The organism is Rhodoferax sp. GT1R46 (assembly GCF_056521285.1).
This window is the reverse complement of record NZ_JBWMBC010000002.1, coordinates 576,704-595,884: the sequence shown is the minus strand read 5'-3', so window position 1 is coordinate 595,884 and position 19,181 is coordinate 576,704. Positions and strand designations below refer to the sequence as shown.

Genomic DNA, 19,181 nt, shown 5'->3' with positions numbered 1-19,181 from the left:
TCCCCACCATGCGCATCCTGCTCGCTGAAGACGACCCCCTGTTAGGTGACGGCCTGCGGGCGGGCTTGCGCCAGATGGGCTTTCAGGTCGACTGGGTGCGCGATGGCGAAGCCGCCGAGCGGGAGTTGCGCGCGCAACCCTACGCCGCCGCCGTGCTGGATCTCGGCTTGCCGCGCAAGGACGGTCTGGATGTGCTGACTGCCGTGCGCCGCTGCGGCGTGTCGGTACCCATTCTGGTGCTGACAGCGCGCGATACCGTTCCCGACCGCGTCCGCGGCCTCGATCTGGGTGCGGACGACTACGTGATCAAACCGGTGGACCTGCACGAGCTGGGCGCGCGCCTGCGTGCGCTGGTGCGCCGCTCCCACGGCCAGCCACAGGAATGCCTGAGCGCGCAGGACGTGACACTCGACCCCGCATCGCGCTCCGTACAGCAGGCAGGGGAACCCGTTACCTTGTCCACCCGTGAATTCGATCTCCTGCACGCGTTTCTGCTTAACCCCGACCGCGTGCTGTCGCGGGAGCAGCTGGAGCAACACCTCTACAGCTGGGGTCAGGAGGTGGACAGCAACGCCATCGAAGTGCACATCCACAATCTGCGTCGCAAACTCGGCACCGGCCTGGTCCACACCGTGCGTGGCGTCGGTTACATGCTGCAACGCGAAGCCCCCCGACCATGACGCCCCGACCCCGGTCCCTGCAACGCCGGCTTCTGGCGCTGGCGCTGGGGGTTGTGGTGAGTGTCTGGATCGCCACCGCGGCCATGACGTGGTTTGACGCACGCCACGAACTCGATGAGCTGCTGGACGGCCATCTGGCGCAGGCCGCCGCCATTCTGGTGGTGCAGCAGGCTGAGGAGATTGATGAGGATGGCCATGGTGTGGACGCCCCCTCGCTGCACCGCTACGCGCCCAAAGTGGCCTTCCAGGTTTTTCACGATGGGCGCCTGGCCTTGCGGTCCGCGAGCGCGCCCACCACGCCCATGATGAAACCGGGAAAGAACTTCCGCGAAGGCTTTGAGACCGTGCAAATCGCAGGCGCACCCTGGCGCATTTTTGCGGCCTACGGTGCCGAGCACGATGTGCAGGTCTATGTCGGTGAAGAGGTCGACTCACGCACCAATATTCTGTGGGCGGTGCTGCGCAGCACGCTATGGCCCATGACCGTGGCACTGCCTCTGTTGGCGCTCGCGCTGTGGTGGGCGGTGTCGCGCGGCTTGCGGCCCATGCGCCAGATGGGACACATGCTGGCCCAGCGACGGCCTGATTCGCTCCAGCCGCTGGCGCTGGACGGCGCGCCGGCCGAGATGGCGCCCATGATCGACGCGCTGAACAATCTGTTTGAACGCATTGGTTCGCTGATGGAGTCCGAGCGGCGTTTTACCGCCGATGCGTCGCATGAGCTGCGCACCCCCATCGCCGCCATTCGCACCCAGGCACAGGTTGCGCTCGGTGAAACGGACGATGCCCTGCGCCGCCACGCGCTGCACAACACCCTGGCTGGCTGCGACCGCGCCATCCGGCTGGTGGACCAGTTGCTGACCCTTTCACGGCTGGAAGCCGCAGCTGTGCCGGAGATGGCGGACATCGACCTCAGCGCGCTCGCCCGGCAGGTGGTCGCCGATCTCGCGCCCAAGGCCATTGGCAAGGGCCAGACACTGGAGCTGGACGCGCCACAGCCCTGCCGCATTCCCGGCGTTGAAGTGCTGCTGGCGGTGCTGGTGCGTAATCTGGTGGACAACGCCGTGCGCTACAGCCCCCGCCTGGCGCGAATCAGGGTCTCGGTGCAGCAACGGGACGGGCATGTGGTCTTGCGGGTGGAAGACAGCGGGCCAGGGCTGCAGGATGCAGACCACAACCGGCTGGGCGAACGGTTCTTTCGCGTCACGGGAAGCAATGAGAACGGCAGCGGTCTGGGCTGGTCGATCGTCAAACGCATTGCGGCGGTGCACCGGCTGGAGCTGCAGGTGGAGCGGTCGGCGGAACTCGGTGGCCTGGCGGTGGAGGTCATCGCGGGTCGCCCAACCTGAGAGCGCCCATTTCCCGCAGGAAGGTTGATTCCGGTCAATAAAAATCATCCTGCGAGGTCTAGCATGGACGCAAATCAAAAGAGGAGACTGAAATGGCTATCCACCCGATGTCTGCGGCTGATGCGTCCTGGTTTCACAACGACGGACCAGCCAACCTGGCGGTTGTCATGGGCGTCGCGCTCACCCGCAGCCCGCTGGACTTCAAAAAAGTGCGCAAAATCTGCAGTGACCGGCTGCTGAAGCTGGAGCGCTTCAGCCAGCGCGTTGTCGAGACGGGCTTCCCTTTGGCCACACCCCACTGGGAGGACATGCCGCACTTCAGCATCGACCAGCACGTGCACCACATTGCGCTGGCTGCGCCACACGACCAGGCCGCCTTAACCACGCTGATCAACGACATCGCCAGCACACCGCTGGACCACACCCAACCGTTGTGGCAGATGCATGTGGTGGACAACGTCGGCAGCGGCAGTGCCATGGTCCTGCGCTGCCACCACTGCATGGGCGACGGAACCGCCATGATGCGGGTGGCCCAGACGCTCTTTGACACGGCACCTGGCGCACCGCCCCTGCCAGACCCGCGTGCGCGCGGCAAGAGCATTGCTCATGTGGATGACGATGGTTTGCTCGCATCCGCCTTCAATGCCATCACGGCCACGGCACGCGGTGCGTTAGCCCTTGCCAGTGGTGCGGGCATGCTGGCAGGCGAGTTGCTGCGGCCAGACGACCCGCAGTCACCCATGAAAGGCGAATTCGCGCTCGGAAAGCATGTGGCGTGGTCCCGACCGGTCGCGATCGCAGATACCAAGGCGATTGGCTTGCAGCATGGTGCCAAAGTGAACGACGTGCTGGTGGCGGCCATGACTGGTGCCTTGCGCACCTACCTCAAAGGACGCGGTATTGATGTGAACAGTACCACGTTGTGCGCCATGGTTCCGGTGGACCTGCGTCCACCCGAACGCATCGGTCAATTGGGCAACGAGTTCGGTCTGGTGCTGCTGGACCTGGCGGTGAACGAAGCACGCGCAGACCGACGGCTGGCACTGACCAAGACGCGCATGGACGCGCTCAAGCGGTCGCCAGAGCCGCTCGCCACGCGCGCCCTTCTGGAGTTGCTGGGCAATGGCCCCAAGGTGCTGGAAGATTTCTCCAACGAACTGTTTGGCCGAAAGGCCAGCCTGGTCATGACCAACGTGACCGGTCCACGCGATGAGATGTACTTTGCCGGGGCGCCCATTGAGCGCATGCTGGCCTGGGCGCCCCATCCCGGCAAGCAGCTCGGCATGGCGGTCAGCATTCTGAGCTACCGCGGAACCGCCACACTCACCGTCATCAGCGACGCCCATTTGCTGCCCGACCCCGAAGTCATCACCGAAGCTTTCAACGACGAATTCGAGAAGATGTTGAAGAAGGTGGCGTCTGCGGCCAGCAAGCGCCCTGCGGCACGCAGTGGTGCTGCAAGAACACGGGGCGCAGGCATCAGAACCTGAGGGGTTTGTTCAAAATCGCCACCACGGCTGCGGCGGGGGTGTTCGCGCCGCACCGCAGCCCCCTTCGCATTCCGTGGCTTTCTTCGCACCAGTCTGGTCAGGCCTTGCGTTTTCTCAATCTGCACTTTCTGCGCATTGAATGTAATCACCTTCTCGGGACCTGGTTTCCGGGGCAGGTTCAGCAATCATTCACTTCAGGAGAAGACGATGAGTCCAAACAAGAATCAAGTCCAGGGTGTTGTCAAAGGTGCCGTCGGCAAAGTGCAAGAAGAAGCCGCGAAATTAGTGGGAAATAAGGAGCAACAAGCCAAAGGTGTGCAGAAACAGGTTGAGGGTAAAGCCGAGAAGAGGCTGGGTGATGTCAAAGAAGTCGTCAAGGATGCCAGAGACGCGCTCAAGGATGCCGCAAAAAAAGGCTGAGACGCATGCGCAGAGAGCGGACGACCGGGTACTGAAACGCACGTGTTGCCACCGATGTTTTTACCCCACCATCCCAACCAGAATCATCTCCTTGCCGCTCTGCCAGCGGAGGATTTCGAGCGGCTGGTTCCGCAACTCGAACTGGTGGCAATGTCACTGGGTGAAGTCCTGTATGAGCCAGGTGGGCCCCTGCGCCACGCTTACTTTCCCACCACCGCCATCGTGTCCCTGCAATACGTCACCGAATCCGGTGCAGCATCGGAAATTGCTGGCGTAGGCCACGAAGGCCTGGTGGGCGTCACACTGCTGATGGGCGGTGACACCACACCCAGTTCAGCCGTGGTGCAAACGGCAGGCCACGCCTACCGCCTCAATCGAAGCGTGTTGAAGCAGGAGTTTGATCGTTTGGAAGCCCTGAATCACCTGCTGCTGCGGTACACCCAAGCGCTGATGACCCAAATGGGCCAGACCGCCGTCTGCAACCGGTACCACTCCGTCGAGCAGCAACTGTCGCGGTGGTTGCTGGTAACCCTGGATCGCATCCCTTCAGGGGAATTGGTCATGACGCAGGAACTGGTTGCCAGCATGCTGGGCGTGCGCCGTGAAGGCGTTACCGCGGCTGCAGGCAAGCTGCAGTTGGCGGGCTATATTCGCTACCGCCGGGGTCATATCTCGGTGCTGAACCGCGCCGGGCTGGAGAAAAGTACCTGCGAATGCTACGGCGTGGTCAGGAAAGAATTCAGCCGCCTGCTGCCCAACACCCAGAGCAGCCAGGGCAGTCATCAAAAATTCAATGCGGGCCTGGGCGCTGCTCGCAATACGCGACATTCCGACGACGGCACTGCTGTCATCGTGCGGCCTATGGTTTCAGCGTCGGCCCACTAATTCGACTTACCCGCTATTTCAAGGAGAACCTTATGAGCCTGGGAACCATCCTGTTGATCATTCTGATCCTGATGCTCATTGGCGCCTTCCCGACCTGGCCGCACAGCAGGAATTGGGGTTACGGGCCAACGGGTGGTTTGGGATTGGTCGTGATCATCCTCATCGTGCTGCTTTTGATGGGACGGCTGTGACTGGTCACCGGTGTTTTTGCGCGGCGTCGGGTTTCCGGGCCGCTCCAGCCACCACACCATCTGCGTGAATGCGCTATCAAAAAGATAGCTGTCTGCGCATATTATCCGGGGGCTAGCGGCCTGTTTGGCTTAAACTTCGGCCTTGACCCACTCTGGACCCGGGTTCCCGGCGGCACCGCCGGAGCCCCACCGTTGTATGCACCACGCCCCCGGGGCCGAACTCAAGGCCTTTTTTGATCAGCATGGCATCCGCGATGTCGAGTGCATTTTTCCGGATATTTCTGGCTACCCGCGCGGCAAACTCATGCCCGCACACAGTTTTGCAGCTGGTGGCGAGTTGCGCATTGCGCAGGCCATCCCCATGCAGTGCATCACCGGTGACTACTCCTACGATCCCATCTTTCCGGACTCCGACCCCGATGTGCGGCTGGTGCCCGACTACCGCACCGTCAAGCGCACACCCTGGTCCAGCGTGCCACGCGCCTTTGCCATCCATGACTGCGTGGAGCTGGACGGCCAACCCTGCGCGTTCGCGGCACGTTCTGTGTTGAAGGGCGTACTCGATCGCTACACCGAGCAAGGGCTGACCCCGGTGGTGGCGCCCGAGATTGAGTTCTACCTCACGGCACCCAATGTGGACCCTGACCAGCCCTTCACCGCGCCGGTTGCACGCGGCGGGCGGGCGGAAGCCGGGCAGTCGGCCTTCAGCCTCAACATGCTCAACGCGTTGGCCCCGTTCTGGGACGCGTTTCGCAGCGCGCTCGATGGCCTTGGCATTCAGGCCGACACGTGGATCCATGAGGTCGGCCAGTCGCAATACGAGATCAATCTGATGCACGGCGACCCGGTGGCGGTGGCGGATCAGGCCTTTTTGTTCAAGTACGCGGCGAAAGAAATCGCCATCCAGCACGGGCTCACCGCGGTCTTCATGGCCAAACCCATTTCGGGCGCGCAGGGCAGCTCCATGCACCTGCACCAGAGTGTGGTGGACGCCAGCGGGCGCAATATTTTCAGCACCGACGACGGCGCAGAGAGCGCGTCGTTTCGCCATTTCATCGCTGGGCTGCAAACCTATGTGCCCGACCTGATGCTGATCTTCGCGCCCTTTGTGAACTCGTACCGCCGCTATGTATCGGGCAGCCAGGCGCCGGTGAATCTGGAGTGGGGCTACGACAACCGCACCACCGGCCTGCGCATTCCCGTGAGCGGCCCCGCCGCGCGCCGGGTAGAGAACCGCATTGCCGGTGCGGATGCCAACCCCTATCTGGCCATTGCCGCCTCGCTGGCGGCCGGGCTGGCCGGCATGGACGAGCACCTGGTGCCCACCGAACCCCTGCCCATCCACGCCAACAGCAGCGCCCTGGGCCACACCTTGCCCCGCAGCTTTTTGCCCGCGCACGCGCAGATGGCCGCCAGTGCATCGGGGCGCAGGCTTCTGGGCGATGCGTTCGTGACCGGCTTCTGCGCCGCCAAGACCGTGGAGTACGACAGCTACCTGTATGAGGTCGGCGCGTGGGAGCGGCGGTTTTTGGGGCCACAGGCTTAGCGGACTATCGGCGATTTAGCCAAAAGCGATTGGCGATATATTTAGATTTCATCTAACATTCAGTTCATATTGATAGAAATTAACTACCAATCGTTTAACCTAGCCCAAGGAGCTGACCATGACTGTTGCAAGCCAACGCCCCGAGATCAAGACCATTGCCAACCTGGAGTCCGCCTTTGCCGGCGAGTCCATGGCACACATCAAGTACCGTTACTTCGCCAAGCTGGCCCGTGAAATGGGCGATGAAGAAACCGCACGTACCTTTGAAGAAACGGCAGACCAGGAAGTGATGCACGCCTTTGGTCACCTGGACCTGCTTTACCCCAAGGCCAGCATGACGCCCGCCAAGGCCCTGCAGATCGCCATTGACGGCGAAACCTACGAATACACCGAGATGTACCCCGGCTTTCGCAAAACCGCCGAGGCCGAGGGCAACGCCGCTGCCGCGGCTGAGATGGACGAGCAGATCGCCGAGTCCAAAGTGCACGCCGCCCAGTTCACCGCCATGCTGCAAAAAGCCCAGAAACGCTTTGCCGCATTGGCCAGGGTGGAAGAGCGCCACGCCAACCACTACAAAGAGCAACTGGCCAAAATCACCGCCTGATCGCTATTGTTTTAATAGCTGCTCGCGCATATTTCACGGGGGCTACAGCCCCATTTGATTCAAAAATTGAAAGACACCATGAAAACTTATATCTGTATCGTTTGCGGCTTTGTGTATGACGAAGCGGCCGGCCGCCCGGAAGATGGCATTGCGCCAGGTACCAGGTGGGCTGATGTGCCCGAGAGCTGGGCCTGCCCGGACTGTGGCGTCGCCAAGGCCGACTTTGAGGCGGTGGAAATCTGATGGAGCCGATCATCATCATTGGCGCGGGTCTGGCGGGCTGGACGACGGCACGCGAGTTCCGCAAGCTGGACACGACCACGCCGGTGGTGCTGATCACGGGCGACAGCGGTGATTTCTATGCCAAGCCCTCGCTCTCCAATGCGTTTGCGCAAAAACGCGCACCGGCCCAGCTCATCAGCACGCCGGCCGCCACGATGGCGCAAACGCTGAATGTGGCGCTCCTGGCCCATACGCGGGCAGAGGCCCTGGACGTGGAAAAGCAAACCGTTCAGACAGCCCAGAATGGTGTCCAGCAAACCCTGGTCTACAGCCAACTGGTGCTGGCCACAGGCGCACAGCCCATACGCGTACCCGTGCAGGGCACTGCCGCCAACCGGGTGCTGTCGGTTAACTCACTGGACGACTTCTCGGTGTTCCATTCGGCCTTGAGCCCCCGTGCAGCGGGCGCAGACAGCTCTGAAATCGATAGCAAAACCGTCGTCATCATGGGTGCGGGCCTGATTGGCTGCGAGTTCGCCAATGATCTGGCGCAAGTGGGGTACCGCGTGCATGTGGTCGATCCGTCCACACGGCCGCTGGCGGCACTGTTGCCGGAGGCGGCTGGCCTGCAGCTGCGCGATGCGCTGACGGCTGCCAGTGTGGTGTGGCACTTTGGCGCCACGGTGGAGGCGGTGAATGAAGAGGCGCCCGCGTTGTCTGTGCGTTTGTCGACAGGGGAAACGGTTCGTGCAGACACGGTGCTGAGCGCCATCGGCTTGCACGCCGACATGGCACTGGCCACCGCAGCGGGTCTGGCATGCGAGCGCGGCATTGTGGTGGACGCCCTGCTGCAAACCTCGGTGGCGCACATCTATGCGCTGGGCGACTGCGCGCAGTACGCATCGGCCGGGCAACGCACCCTGCCCTATGTAATGCCGATCATGAACGCTGCCCGGGCACTGGCCGCCACGCTGGCCGGAACCCCCACACCGCTGGTGTTTCCGCTGATGCCGGTGTCGATCAAAACCCCGGCCATGCCGGTGGTGGTCTCACCTCCTCATCCAAGCCACGTGGGCACATGGGCAACGCCGGAAGATGGCGCAGAAGGTCTCTGGCGATTCGTCGACACGGACGGCGTGCAGCGCGGCTTTACGCTGACCGGAAAACACACTGCCAGGCGAATGGAGCAAGTCAAGGCAACCATTGCCTGAATGGCTGAGGATCGGGTTTGAGGGATAAAAAGTCACATCTGATATGTGGACAACCACATGGGTAGACATCGTAGCCCAGGGCATGCGAGGTCTACAATCCAAAGCCCATGACAAAGCCCAAGGCCATGCGACCTCGCACGGCCCCAAGCCTTAGAGGATGCAAGATGACAGACCAGTCCCCCGCTTCAAGCAATGCGCCGGTTTCCAACTCGGCTGAAAAAGCGGCTCAGTTGCGCCAGGCAGCACTCGAATACCACGAATTCCCCACCCCCGGAAAAATTTCGGTTACCGCCACCAAGCAACTGGTCAATCAGCATGATCTGGCGCTGGCCTATTCGCCCGGTGTAGCGGCGCCGTGCGAAGAAATCGTCAAAGACCCCAACAACGCGTTCAAGTACACCAGCCGCGGCAATCTGGTGGCGGTCATCACCAACGGAACTGCCGTTCTCGGCCTGGGCGACATTGGACCGCTGGCCGCCAAGCCGGTGATGGAAGGCAAGGGCGTGCTGTTCAAGAAGTTTGCCGGCATCGACGTGTTCGATCTGGAGATCAACGAAAAGCACGATCTGGACAAACTGATCGACATCATTGCCTCGCTGGAGCCCACCTTTGGCGGCATCAATTTAGAGGACATCAAGGCGCCCGACTGCTTTTATGTGGAGCGCAAGCTGCGCGAGCGCATGAAGATTCCGGTCTTCCATGACGACCAGCACGGCACCGCCATTGTGGTGGGCGCGGCCATTCTCAACGGCCTCAAGGTCGTTGGCAAAGACCCCAAAAAAGTGAAGCTGGTCACCTCGGGCGCTGGCGCCGCCGCTCTGGCGTGCCTGGGCCTCTTGGTCAAGCTGGGTATTCCCCGCGAAAACATCTGGGTCACCGATCTGGCAGGCTTGGTGTACGAGGGCCGCACCGAGTTGATGGACGAGGACAAAATCGTCTACGCCCAGAAAACCGATGCCCGCACCCTGCGCGAAGCGATGGTAGACGCCGACATCTTTTTGGGCCTCTCGGCCGGTGGCGTGCTGAAAGCCGACATGGTGAAAACCATGGCTGCAAGACCACTGGTCTTTGCCCTGGCAAACCCTACGCCCGAGATCCTGCCAGAAGAAGTGCATGCGGTGCGCGACGACGCCATCATGGCCACGGGCCGTACCGACTACCCCAATCAGGTGAACAACGTCCTGTGCTTTCCGTACATCTTCCGCGGTGCGCTGGACGCGGGCGCGTCAACCATCACGCTGGAAATGGAAATTGCCGCAGTGCACGCCATTGCCGACCTGGCCCAGGCCGAGCAAAGCGAAGTGGTTGCAGCCGCCTATGTGGGTGAGCAGCTTGCCTTTGGTCCGGAGTACCTGATCCCCAAGCCATTTGATCCGCGTCTGATGATCAAAATTGCCCCGGCCGTCGCACAAGCAGCGGCTGACAGCGGCGTGGCCTTGCGCCCCATTGCCGATATGGACGCCTACCGTGACAAGCTGCAAAGCTTTGTCTATGCATCCGGCACCACCATGAAGCCAATCTTCACGGCCGCCAAGAAGGCCTTGAAAAAGCGGGTGGCCTACGCGGAAGGTGAAGACGAGCGCGTCCTGCGCGCCGCCCAGATCGTGGTCGATGAGCGTTTGGCGCTGCCCACCCTCATCGGGCGCCCGGCGGTGATTGCCGAGCGCATCGAAAAGTTCGGTCTGCGCCTGGAACAAGGCAAGGATTACAACGTAGTCAACGTGGAAAACGACCACCGCTACCGCGACTTCTGGCAGACCTACCACCGCATGGCGGAGCGCAAGGGCGTGACCATACAGGTCGCCAAGATCGAGATGCGCAGGCGCCTCACACTCATTGGTTCCATGTTGCTGCACAAGGGTGATGTCGACGGCCTCATTTGCGGTACCTGGGGCACAACAGCATTGCACCTGCAATATATTGATCAGGTGATTGGCAAGCGCCAGACCACCGGTCAGGACGCTTCGCGGGACGTTCCCATCTACGCCTGCATGAATGGCCTGATGCTGCCAGGGCGCCAGGTGTTTCTGGTTGACACCCACGTCAATTACGACCCGACAGCCCCCGAGTTGGCCAAGATCACCATCATGGCGGCCGAGGAAATGATGCGTTTTGGCTTCAAGCCCAAGGTTGCACTCTTGAGCCATTCCAGCTTCGGCAGCAGCAACGAGCCCAGCGCCGTCAAAATGCGCCAGACCCTGGCTTTGTTGCAGCAACAAGCCCCCTGGCTTGAGGTAGACGGTGAGATGCATGGTGACGTGGCGCTGGACGGCGCAGCCCGCAAGGTGCTCATGCCCAACAGCACGCTCAACGGTGACGCCAATCTTCTGGTCCTGCCCAATATTGACTCGGCAAACATTGCCTACAACCTGCTCAAAACCGCTGCGGGCGGCAACATTGCCATCGGACCGGTGCTGTTGGGAGCGGCCAAACCGGTGCATGTACTGACGGCCAGCACCACGGTGCGACGCATCGTCAATATGACAGCCTTGACCGTAGCCGACGCAAACGTGAGCCGCTAACGCTTTAGCCCTTAGTTGGCACACACTCACAAACGCAAAGACCTTGAGGGCCTTGCCTAATTATTGGGCAAGGCCTTGCTTTTTTGCACCAAATACGCGACACTCACGTCTCTGGATTTATCGGGTTTACCCGGAGTCGCTTGAGAGGTTTCACGGTGCGCAAAGGTGTTTTAAAGTTAGTACTCACCAGCTTGTTGCTGACGCTTCCCTTCGTAGGAAGTGGGGTACAGGCAAAACGGTGGGGTTCACAGACTGAAGAAATATCGGTCTCCCTGGACGGTTTGCCGAAGCAGGGCCAGGAAACTTACCAGCTGATTCGCCAAGGCGGTCCTTTCCCTTTTGAGAAAGACGGTGTTGTTTTTGGCAACCGGGAGCGTTTGCTTCCTGCCCATAAACGGGGCTACTACCGTGAATACACCGTAAAAACGCCTCAGTCGCGTGACCGGGGAGCGCGGCGCATTGTTTGTGGTGGCCAGGCCACCACGCCAGAAGCCTGTTACTACACGGCCGATCACTATGCGAGTTTTCGCAGGATCGTGCCCTGAATTGAATTTGTATTTTTAAAGAAAGAGACGCGGCGATGGAAATGCCACTTCGAACAGTCAGACCTAATATCGTTCAGTCGATTCGCGCCTTCAGGGTGCCAGAGCTTCAGGAAGCCGCACAGGGCTTGGGGCATCACTTTTTGTACGCCAACCTGGCCAACGCACAAACCAAACAGGATGTGCTTGACCTGATCGGACAGCAGTTCACCCTGCCAGCCAACAGCGGCAAGAACTTTGATGCGTTGTATGACAGCATGACCGACCCGGTGCACAAGTCGGGCCCACAGCCCGGCTTCATTGCCGTGCTGGAGCACATTCCTGCCAACGCCAAGTTTGACAAAGAGGCGCGCGAGCAACTCCTGGACATCTTCCGCGACACGGCTGATTACTGGGGAGACCGGAAGATACCCTTCCGATGCTTCTATTCTTTTCTGTAGCCCGTTCTGCACACACCAGCCAAGCAGAACGGGCTAACGAGGCAAGCAGCACATCCACGCAGACTGAGGCAGTCGCGGGGATCAGTCTGATGACGGAAAGCGGCGAGAAAATGCCAACGGACAAGTTGTTGGACGTATCTCCTCTGGCTCTGCGCATGAGCAGTCCATTCAATGCCGGATATTGGTTAGCGGCCGCCTGAAACCGGTCAGCCCGTCGGGGCCGCTCTGTGCGTCTCCGTTCCCGTGCCAATAAAAAAGCCCATCCCTTTGATGGGCTTTTTTTATGCACATGGCGCTGTAACATCACTCCTATTCAACTCGAATCCCCCTACCGCCATGGGACTACTGGCTAGACTACTTCCTTCAGCACTCAAGCGCTGGCTGCTGGCATCGCTTGGCGATCCCAGCGGAGACAAGTTCGCCCGGATATTCCATGCCAGCCCGGAATGGATTGTCATCACGCGGCTAAGCGACAGCATGATTGTGGATGCCAATCAGGGCTTCGAGGCCATCAGCGGCTACCGTGCAGCCGAGGTCATTGGGCGTCCTATTTCGCAGTTCAACATCTGGCTGCATCCAGAACAGCGCGCCAATATGGTCGCCGAACTCATGCGGACTGGCATGGTCCGCGACACGCTGGCGCAGGCGCGCCGCCGCGATGGCCAGATTCGTGATTTCATGGTCAACGCCACGCTGATCACTCTGCAAGGCCACACCCATACCCATGCGGTATGGATTGCCCGGGACGTGACCGACCAGAACGTCATCCATGAGCAGTTCAAGGCTGCCTTTCAGCTCACGCCAGAATTCATGTCCATCACACGTTTGCGCGACGCCCGAATCGTGGAAGTGAACGCCGCTTTTCAACGAATCACCGGTCTGAGCCGCGAACAGGCTATTGGCAAGACCTCCGCTGAACTGAATCTGTGGCACGACCCGCAGCAACGCGCTGAGGTTTTTGGGTTGATTCAGAGTCAAGGACAGGTCCTCGAACACAGCGTACTCCTCAACGCCCGGGACGGCCAGGTGCGCGAGGCATTGTTGTCGTCCGCCAAATTTGAAGCGGGCGGTGAGCAGTACATGTTTGTCGTGCAGCGCGATGTGACGGAGACCCAACGGGCGCTCAAGGCGCTGGAAGAAAGCGAAGCGCGTTTCTCCCGCCTGTTCGAACAGTCCCCGATGCCCATGTGCTACTCCAGCGATAGCGACGGCTTCTCGACGGCCCAATGGAACCAGTCCTGGTTTGACACTTTTGGTTTTGATGCCGCCACTGCGCAAGGAAAATCCGGACTGGCACTGGGAATCTGGGTGAACCAGGCGGATCGCGCACGCTGGCTGGAGCGGTCGCTGCGCGGCGAGGACACGACGGATGCAGAGATGCTGATGCGGCGGGCCGACGGTGAGTTGCGCTGGATTTCCATGTCCAGCCGCACATTTGTTGAGCCACAACGAACCTTGGTCCTGTTCACCTATTTTGACATCACCGAGCGACGGCGCGCACAGCAAGAGATTCTGGAACTCAACACCCAGCTGGAAGCCCGCGTCGCACAACGCACGTCGGATCTGCAAAGCGCCAACTTCGAGTTGTCACAAACGCTGGGGACACTGAACATGGCCAAAGACCAGTTGGTGCAGTCTGAAAAACTCGCCGCTCTGGGTGCCCTCGTTGCGGGCGTGGCGCATGAACTCAACACGCCTATTGGCAATGGCCTGACCGTGGCGAGCTCCCTTGAGTATCGGGTTCAGGAGTTTGACCGCTTGATGGCCAGCGGATTGAAACGATCCGACCTGCAAAGCTTCATTGACGACACCCGGCAGGCCGCCGACATCCTGTCACGCAATCTCATGCGTGCTGGCGCCTTGGTGGCCAGCTTCAAACAGGTGGCGGTAGACCAGACCAGCTCACAGCGCAGGCGCTTCTCGCTTTCAAGCGTGGCATCAGAAATATTGATTACGCTCAATCCGGCTATCCGAAAATCCGCATGCGCCGTTTCAATGGATATGCAGAACGATTTGCGAATGGACAGTTACCCGGGACCCTTGGGTCAGGTGCTGGCAAACCTGATCAATAACGCCATAATTCACGGGTTTGATGGGGGCAAGATTCCGGGCACTATCACGCTCGTTGCGCGCGCTGAGGGTGTAAGCCAGGTTGTGATCCAGGTTCGGGACGCTGGTCGTGGCATTCAGAAAGCCGACCTTCACCGGGTTTTTGAGCCCTTTTTTACAACCCGGCTGGGGCAGGGTGGCTCCGGGCTGGGTTTGCACATAGCGCACAGCATTGTGACTGGCGTACTCGGCGGCTCGATCGACGTGAGCAGCGAGGCCGGCAGCGGGGCCACGTTCACGCTGACCCTGCCTCTGTGCGCCCCAGAATTACTGGAAAGCACCACTTGACGTGGTGGCCGTCTTCAGGGCGCTGTCTTGAGCTGCTGCACCAATTCCACATAAGCCGCAACCGGCACTTCTTCGGCGCGGCGCTGAACGTCAAAAGTCCCACCAAACCCTTTTTCTTCCAGCCACCGACCCAGTGTATGGCGTAGCAGCTTGCGACGCTGACTGAAAGCGACCTGCACCAATTCGCTGAGCAGTCTTTCATCTAGAAGCGGGGGCGTGGCCAACGGCACCATGCGCACCACGGCGCTATCAACTCTGGGCGGCGGATCAAAGCTCTCCGGCGGAACATGCAGCACGTTCTCCATCGCGTAGCGCCACTGCAGCATCACACTGAGGCGCCCAAATGCCGAAGTAGCCGGTTTGGCCACCATGCGGTCGATCACTTCCTTTTGCAGCATGAAGTGCTGGTCTTCAATCGCATCCACGAAGCCCAGCAAATGAAAAAGAATCGGAGTTGAGATGTTGTAGGGCAGATTGCCCACCACCCGCAGTTTGCCGGAAGACATCGCTGACGCTTCGGCACTGTCTACTGCTGCTGGAGCAATGGGTTGTGCATGGAGATGGGCAAAGTCCACCCGGAGTACGTCCGACTCAATCACTGTGAGCTGGCTATGCGCGCGCAGCCGCTGCGCGAGGTCCCGGTCCAGTTCGATGACGATCAAATGGCCCAGGCGCTCCACCAGCGGCTGTGTCAGCGCCGCCAGGCCAGGCCCAATCTCCACCATGCGCTGTCCAGGCTTGGGGCCGATCGCATCGACGATCGCACCGATGATGCTGCGATCCGTCAGAAAATGCTGGCCAAACCGCTTGCGCGCAATGTGCTTCATTGGGGTGGCTCGCGGAACTCGACAAACGCGCGGGCACGCACGTCCTGGGCCCATGTAGTGAAGGCTTCTTCATAGCGGGCTTCATGCAACTGGTTGCGCACCAGCTCACGCACCTCGCGCGGACTCAACTCCACCCGACGGCGTTCGATCAGTTCAATCAGGTGCACACCGAAACGCGACACGACCGGGTCGCTGACCTGACCCTCTGTCAGCCGGTTCATGGCCTCGTCGAACTCTGGCACAAACATGCCCGGGCTGGCCCAACCCAGATCCCCCCCCTGGGCTGCGCTGCCATCCTGGGAATTCTCGCGCGCCAGACTCTGGAACGTGGCCGTGCCGGCCTGAATACGTTTCTTGAAGTCCGCCAGGCGGGCCAGTGCTGCAGCCTGTGTCAACTGGGGCGTTACCCGCAACAAAATGTGCCGTGCGTGGCTTTGCACCACAGTTCGTGTCATAGCGGCAGGCGCACGCTTCTCCAAGACTTTCAGTATATGGAAGCCGGCACCGGAACGCACGATTTCCGACACCTCACCCGCTTTGAGGTTCTGGGTTGCCACAACAAACGAAGGAGGATAGCGGTCCGCCCGGCGCAGGCCCAGCTGGCCCCCATTGGTGCGGTCTGCCGCAGATAATTCCTGTACCAGAAGGGCGAAGTCTTCTCCAGCGCGAATGCGGTCCAGTATCTTCTTCGCTTGCAAAAACAAGGCAGCCGCCTGCTCCGCGTTGGCTTTTTCGGGAACTGCCACCAGTAGATGTGCCAGATTGATGTCCTGCGCAAAAGGGTCGGCATTGTTGGCTTGCTGGTCCTGAAGTGCACGGTCCACATCGACGTCCGAAATGCGAATCCGGGCATCCACTTCGCGCTCATGCAGACGGGTCAACAACAGTTGATCCCGCAGCTGCTCGCGAACGCGGGTTGCATCCATTCCATCCTTGGCCATGCGCAGGCGCAACCCGGCTACATCGACCTGGTTTTGGCGCGCCACGGCTTGTTCGGCCTGGTCGATGGCCGCATCGTCCACACGAATGCCGGTCTCGCGGGCCATCTGCAACTGGGCCCGGTCGTTGACCATGCGTTCCAGCACCAGCCGACGCAGCTCCGCAGGTGGCGGAACCGTCTGGCGCTGCTGGGCCAATTGCTGGGAAGCACGCAGCACCTCGGCGCGCACCTCACTGTTCGTGATCGGCTCGGAGTTCACCACCGCCACAATAAAGTCCGCCTGCTGTGCGGTCTGGGCATGCACGCCCGACACCAGCAAGCTGCCAATACAGAAAAGGGCTGGGGCCCAAAGGCGTAGTTTCATGGGTATCTCAATCGTAGTTGCTGAAACGGCTGTTGGTTCCAACCGTTTCACGCAAGTTCTCGTAGCGGGAAATGTTTTGCTTCAGGGTTTGCTGCGGGCTGATACCCAGGCGGGTGAAGCCAACAAACTCCAACTGAAACATCAGGCGTTGGGTTGCGGAAGAGGTGCTGGTCTGCACCCGCTCCAGCACGACACGGCCCAGCCAGCAGCCCGCATCGTACTCGACCCCCAAAATCGTGTCGACCAGGCGCCTTTCGTTCAGGCTGTAGTTCAAGCGGCCCACACTGTAGTAGCGCCCCTCACCCTGGCCGCGCCCGGCTCCCAGGTCCTGGCCCCGGTCCCCCCACAGGTTGTTGAGCGGCCACTGCCAGCTGACGTCAATCTGCTCACTCACGTCCCGCTGGAAACGGTAGGCTGCGTTAATGACCCGGTAATTGCCCGGGCTATAACGCGCACCCAGGGTGGACCGCACGGACTGGTCGGTTCTGGCGTTGTACTGCACGGTGGAGTCCAGCGCCCAGCTGTCGACCACATTGACCGATGCACCCAGCAGCACATCGCTGAATCCGGCAATAGCCGGAGCGGTGGCGGTGTTGATGGTGACCTGCTGGTCTTCAAACCGAAGCCGCTGGGCAATTCCGAAACGGGCGAGTTGGGCGCCGCTATCGGCGTCCAGCAGCCGCGTGGTCAGTCCCAGTGTCAACAGGTTGTTGTCCGATATCTTGTCGTGCCCCACAAAGGCGTTTTCGGTGAAGATGGTGGCAAAGTTGAAGTCGTTGACACCGGTGTCGTAGTTGGGCAGCACACTCTGGTTGCGGTAGGGGGTATAGACGTAGAAGGCCCGGGGCTCCAGCGTCTGAACCAGGTTGCGCCCCAGCATATTGGTTTCGCGCTCGAACACCAGGCCGCTGTCCAGGCTGAACGTGGGCACCACACTATTAGCGGACTGTGCTCCATTGGACAACGCTGCATCGAATTGATAGGCGGTCGCGTGCAGTTGCACTTTGGGGATAACGAACCCGGCGGGCCCCAACACGGGACGGCTGGCCTGCAACAACGCAAACCCGCGCTGCGCGTTGGGCTGCAATGTGAGGCGCCGGTCCGCATCAAACTGGGTGAAATCGCCGTCCACCGACCAGTCGAATCCGCGCACATTGGTCTGCGCATAGCGCGCTGTCAATTGCGGTACGCGGTCATAGGGAGGCACGATGGGTGCCGTTGGGTCTTGCAGCGTTTGCCACTTGAGAACGCTGGCTGTCGTGGAAACTGCACCACTGGCCCATGCCGCACTGACCGTGCTGGGCAACAAGCGCTGGGTCAGCGTGGCGCTGGAGCGGGTGAAATCGCGCCAGTAGTTGTCGTCACTCACGCGATTGATGTTGGCATTCACCGCCACCGTTCCGATGGTCGGCAAGCCGGTCGCGACGGTGCCCACATGCGTGTAGGCCAACCCCCAGCGATCGGCACCGCGCAACTGGTCGCTGGGCATGTAATCCGCGCGCACCATCCCCGTGTAGGTAGGCTCCAGGTAGCGAAATTCTCCCCCCACATTGACGCCGCGAGCGGACATCAGTGTCGGGGTAATCGTCGCGTCGCGGTTGGGGGCAATATTCCAGTAGTACGGAACCGTCAATTCCACACCATTGACGGTGTCCACACCAATGTTGGGCGGAAGCACTCCCGACTTGCGTTTGTCGGTGAGCGGAAAGCTGATGGCGGGAACCGGCAATATGGGGACGCCCTTGAAACTGAGCACGGCACCCTGGGCAATGCCCACTTCCTCATCATTGTCCAGACTGATAGTGGTGGCCCGCAAAATCCAGTCCGGCAACCAGTCGGGGCCGGGCTTGCGGCGGCAGGTGGTGTAGGTGGCGTTATGGATAACGGTGTGGCTTTCGTCCAGAAAGTCCGCCCGGTCTGCCTCACCGTGGGCATCGTTCTGAAGAAAATGGTAACGCGGCTGGTTGAAGAAGCCCTCAAACGCCTCGACTTTGAGCTCCATCAAGGGACCCTCGTAGACGTTGCCGCCCCGGTTGATCCGCACATTCCCGGTCGCTTTGGCCAAGTCCGTGGGCTGGTAGTACTCCAGCCGGTCGGCATGGATCACGGTGCCCGGTTTGCGCATCACGGCATCGCCCTCAATCACGGTCTCCAGATCGGTGCGGCCAGAAATCCGGTCCCCGATCAGAAATACCGGAGCTCCCCCGGTTTGGGCTGGCGCGATTTTCTCTTCCAGCATTCCACTGGGCTTGAGAATCAGCGCACTCTCCGGTATCGCCTCCCCGACTGGCTCGACCGCCTGTCCGTGGGCCGCCAAACCGCCACCCGCGAGGCAGGCAAGCACCACCATGCGGGGCAGCACTGCCAATGGAAAGGGCGCCGTCGGGCCTCGCAAATCGCTTATCGGCTCACGCATGGTAGTAGGACAGTAGGGGCTTGGAAGGCAAGGAAAAACGGTTCGGCGCTGGGGAGCGTGAAGGGCGTAGTGAATAAACAAGGGGCTGGAACGTACCTACCGGGACGGGCCAGGTGTCTTTGTAGAATGGATTAT

General features: G+C 60.7%; 17 protein-coding genes. 14 read left to right on the top strand and 3 right to left on the bottom strand.

Going from position 1 to position 19,181, the window contains the following annotated elements:
- The first annotated feature begins 8 nt into the window (after positions 1 to 8).
- The 14 genes from AC097W_RS08240 to AC097W_RS08175 all read left to right on the top strand — a co-directional run bounded on the left by AC097W_RS08240 (position 9) and on the right by AC097W_RS08175 (position 14,499).
- The gene (locus AC097W_RS08240) at positions 9 to 680 is read left to right on the top strand and encodes a response regulator (protein ID WP_479602007.1); all 672 of its coding nucleotides are present in this window, start codon (positions 9 to 11) and stop codon (positions 678 to 680) included.
- Complete coding sequence (locus AC097W_RS08235; RefSeq protein WP_479602006.1) at positions 677 to 2,029, top strand: ATP-binding protein; 1,353 nt, start codon at positions 677 to 679, stop codon at positions 2,027 to 2,029. The genes AC097W_RS08240 and AC097W_RS08235 overlap by 4 nt, the downstream gene beginning before the upstream one ends.
- A 92-nt stretch (positions 2,030 to 2,121) precedes the next feature.
- On the top strand, positions 2,122 to 3,519 hold the full coding sequence (locus tag AC097W_RS08230; protein ID WP_479602005.1) for a wax ester/triacylglycerol synthase family O-acyltransferase: 1,398 nt from the start codon (positions 2,122 to 2,124) through the stop codon (positions 3,517 to 3,519).
- 207 nt (positions 3,520 to 3,726) lie between these two features.
- On the top strand, positions 3,727 to 3,939 hold the full coding sequence (locus AC097W_RS08225; protein WP_479602004.1) for a CsbD family protein: 213 nt from the start codon (positions 3,727 to 3,729) through the stop codon (positions 3,937 to 3,939).
- A 54-nt stretch (positions 3,940 to 3,993) separates the two neighbouring features.
- Positions 3,994 to 4,824, top strand: a complete 831-nt coding sequence (locus AC097W_RS08220) for a Crp/Fnr family transcriptional regulator (protein ID WP_479602003.1) — start codon at positions 3,994 to 3,996, stop codon at positions 4,822 to 4,824.
- Between the two features lie 32 nt (positions 4,825 to 4,856).
- Positions 4,857 to 5,015: a DUF3309 family protein gene (locus AC097W_RS08215; protein WP_479602002.1), complete on the top strand. Its 159-nt coding sequence runs from the start codon at positions 4,857 to 4,859 to the stop codon at positions 5,013 to 5,015.
- A gap of 196 nt (positions 5,016 to 5,211) precedes the next feature.
- Positions 5,212 to 6,561: a glutamine synthetase family protein gene (locus tag AC097W_RS08210; RefSeq protein WP_479602001.1), complete on the top strand. Its 1,350-nt coding sequence runs from the start codon at positions 5,212 to 5,214 to the stop codon at positions 6,559 to 6,561.
- Positions 6,562 to 6,679: 118 nt separating this feature from the next.
- Positions 6,680 to 7,165, top strand: a complete 486-nt coding sequence (locus tag AC097W_RS08205; protein ID WP_479602000.1) for a rubrerythrin family protein — start codon at positions 6,680 to 6,682, stop codon at positions 7,163 to 7,165.
- Between the two features lie 78 nt (positions 7,166 to 7,243).
- Complete coding sequence (locus tag AC097W_RS08200; RefSeq protein ID WP_479601999.1) at positions 7,244 to 7,408, top strand: rubredoxin; 165 nt, start codon at positions 7,244 to 7,246, stop codon at positions 7,406 to 7,408.
- The gene (locus AC097W_RS08195) at positions 7,408 to 8,598 is read left to right on the top strand and encodes an NAD(P)/FAD-dependent oxidoreductase (RefSeq protein ID WP_479601998.1); all 1,191 of its coding nucleotides are present in this window, start codon (positions 7,408 to 7,410) and stop codon (positions 8,596 to 8,598) included. The genes AC097W_RS08200 and AC097W_RS08195 overlap by 1 nt, the downstream gene beginning before the upstream one ends.
- Positions 8,599 to 8,762: 164 nt before the next feature.
- Complete coding sequence (locus tag AC097W_RS08190) at positions 8,763 to 11,120, top strand: NADP-dependent malic enzyme (protein ID WP_479601997.1); 2,358 nt, start codon at positions 8,763 to 8,765, stop codon at positions 11,118 to 11,120.
- A 155-nt stretch (positions 11,121 to 11,275) separates the two neighbouring features.
- The gene (locus tag AC097W_RS08185) at positions 11,276 to 11,665 is read left to right on the top strand and encodes a guanyl-specific ribonuclease (RefSeq protein ID WP_479601996.1); all 390 of its coding nucleotides are present in this window, start codon (positions 11,276 to 11,278) and stop codon (positions 11,663 to 11,665) included.
- Between the two features lie 35 nt (positions 11,666 to 11,700).
- On the top strand, positions 11,701 to 12,102 hold the full coding sequence (locus AC097W_RS08180) for a barstar family protein (protein ID WP_479601995.1): 402 nt from the start codon (positions 11,701 to 11,703) through the stop codon (positions 12,100 to 12,102).
- A gap of 336 nt (positions 12,103 to 12,438) precedes the next feature.
- Positions 12,439 to 14,499 (top strand): PAS domain S-box protein, encoded by a 2,061-nt coding sequence (locus tag AC097W_RS08175; protein ID WP_479601994.1) that lies wholly within the window; start codon positions 12,439 to 12,441, stop codon positions 14,497 to 14,499.
- 14 nt (positions 14,500 to 14,513) lie between these two features.
- Here the strand turns inward: AC097W_RS08175 and rsmA are convergent, their stop codons facing one another.
- The 3 genes from rsmA to AC097W_RS08160 are packed head-to-tail and all read right to left on the bottom strand — an operon-like array spanning position 14,514 to position 19,046.
- Entirely contained in the window at positions 14,514 to 15,326 is an 813-nt protein-coding gene (gene rsmA, locus AC097W_RS08170; protein ID WP_479601993.1) for a 16S rRNA (adenine(1518)-N(6)/adenine(1519)-N(6))-dimethyltransferase RsmA, read from the bottom strand.
- A complete protein-coding gene (locus tag AC097W_RS08165) occupies positions 15,323 to 16,630 on the bottom strand; it encodes a peptidylprolyl isomerase (RefSeq protein WP_479601992.1) in 1,308 nt (435 codons plus the stop codon). Before AC097W_RS08165 ends, rsmA begins: the two co-directional genes overlap by 4 nt.
- 7 nt (positions 16,631 to 16,637) lie before the next feature.
- Complete coding sequence (locus tag AC097W_RS08160; RefSeq protein WP_479601991.1) at positions 16,638 to 19,046, bottom strand: LPS-assembly protein LptD; 2,409 nt, start codon at positions 19,044 to 19,046, stop codon at positions 16,638 to 16,640.
- Positions 19,047 to 19,181 lie beyond the last annotated feature (135 nt).

Excerpts from the sequence above, each read along its gene's own strand:
- AC097W_RS08210 (WP_479602001.1), top strand. The coding sequence starts at position 5,212 with ATGCACCACGCCCCCGGGGCCGAACTCAAGGCCTTTTTTGATCAGCAT.
- AC097W_RS08200 (WP_479601999.1), top strand. The coding sequence starts at position 7,244 with ATGAAAACTTATATCTGTATCGTTTGCGGCTTTGTGTATGACGAAGCG.
- AC097W_RS08235 (WP_479602006.1), top strand. The coding sequence starts at position 677 with ATGACGCCCCGACCCCGGTCCCTGCAACGCCGGCTTCTGGCGCTGGCG.
- AC097W_RS08205 (WP_479602000.1), top strand. The coding sequence starts at position 6,680 with ATGACTGTTGCAAGCCAACGCCCCGAGATCAAGACCATTGCCAACCTG.
- AC097W_RS08225 (WP_479602004.1), top strand. The coding sequence starts at position 3,727 with ATGAGTCCAAACAAGAATCAAGTCCAGGGTGTTGTCAAAGGTGCCGTC.
- rsmA (WP_479601993.1), bottom strand. The coding sequence starts at position 15,326 with ATGAAGCACATTGCGCGCAAGCGGTTTGGCCAGCATTTTCTGACGGAT.
- AC097W_RS08195 (WP_479601998.1), top strand. The coding sequence starts at position 7,408 with ATGGAGCCGATCATCATCATTGGCGCGGGTCTGGCGGGCTGGACGACG.
- AC097W_RS08190 (WP_479601997.1), top strand. The coding sequence starts at position 8,763 with ATGACAGACCAGTCCCCCGCTTCAAGCAATGCGCCGGTTTCCAACTCG.
- AC097W_RS08175 (WP_479601994.1), top strand. The coding sequence starts at position 12,439 with ATGGGACTACTGGCTAGACTACTTCCTTCAGCACTCAAGCGCTGGCTG.
- AC097W_RS08220 (WP_479602003.1), top strand. The coding sequence starts at position 3,994 with ATGTTTTTACCCCACCATCCCAACCAGAATCATCTCCTTGCCGCTCTG.
- AC097W_RS08240 (WP_479602007.1), top strand. The coding sequence starts at position 9 with ATGCGCATCCTGCTCGCTGAAGACGACCCCCTGTTAGGTGACGGCCTG.
- AC097W_RS08165 (WP_479601992.1), bottom strand. The coding sequence starts at position 16,630 with ATGAAACTACGCCTTTGGGCCCCAGCCCTTTTCTGTATTGGCAGCTTG.
- AC097W_RS08215 (WP_479602002.1), top strand. The coding sequence starts at position 4,857 with ATGAGCCTGGGAACCATCCTGTTGATCATTCTGATCCTGATGCTCATT.
- AC097W_RS08160 (WP_479601991.1), bottom strand. The coding sequence starts at position 19,046 with ATGCGTGAGCCGATAAGCGATTTGCGAGGCCCGACGGCGCCCTTTCCA.
- AC097W_RS08180 (WP_479601995.1), top strand. The coding sequence starts at position 11,701 with ATGGAAATGCCACTTCGAACAGTCAGACCTAATATCGTTCAGTCGATT.
- AC097W_RS08230 (WP_479602005.1), top strand. The coding sequence starts at position 2,122 with ATGGCTATCCACCCGATGTCTGCGGCTGATGCGTCCTGGTTTCACAAC.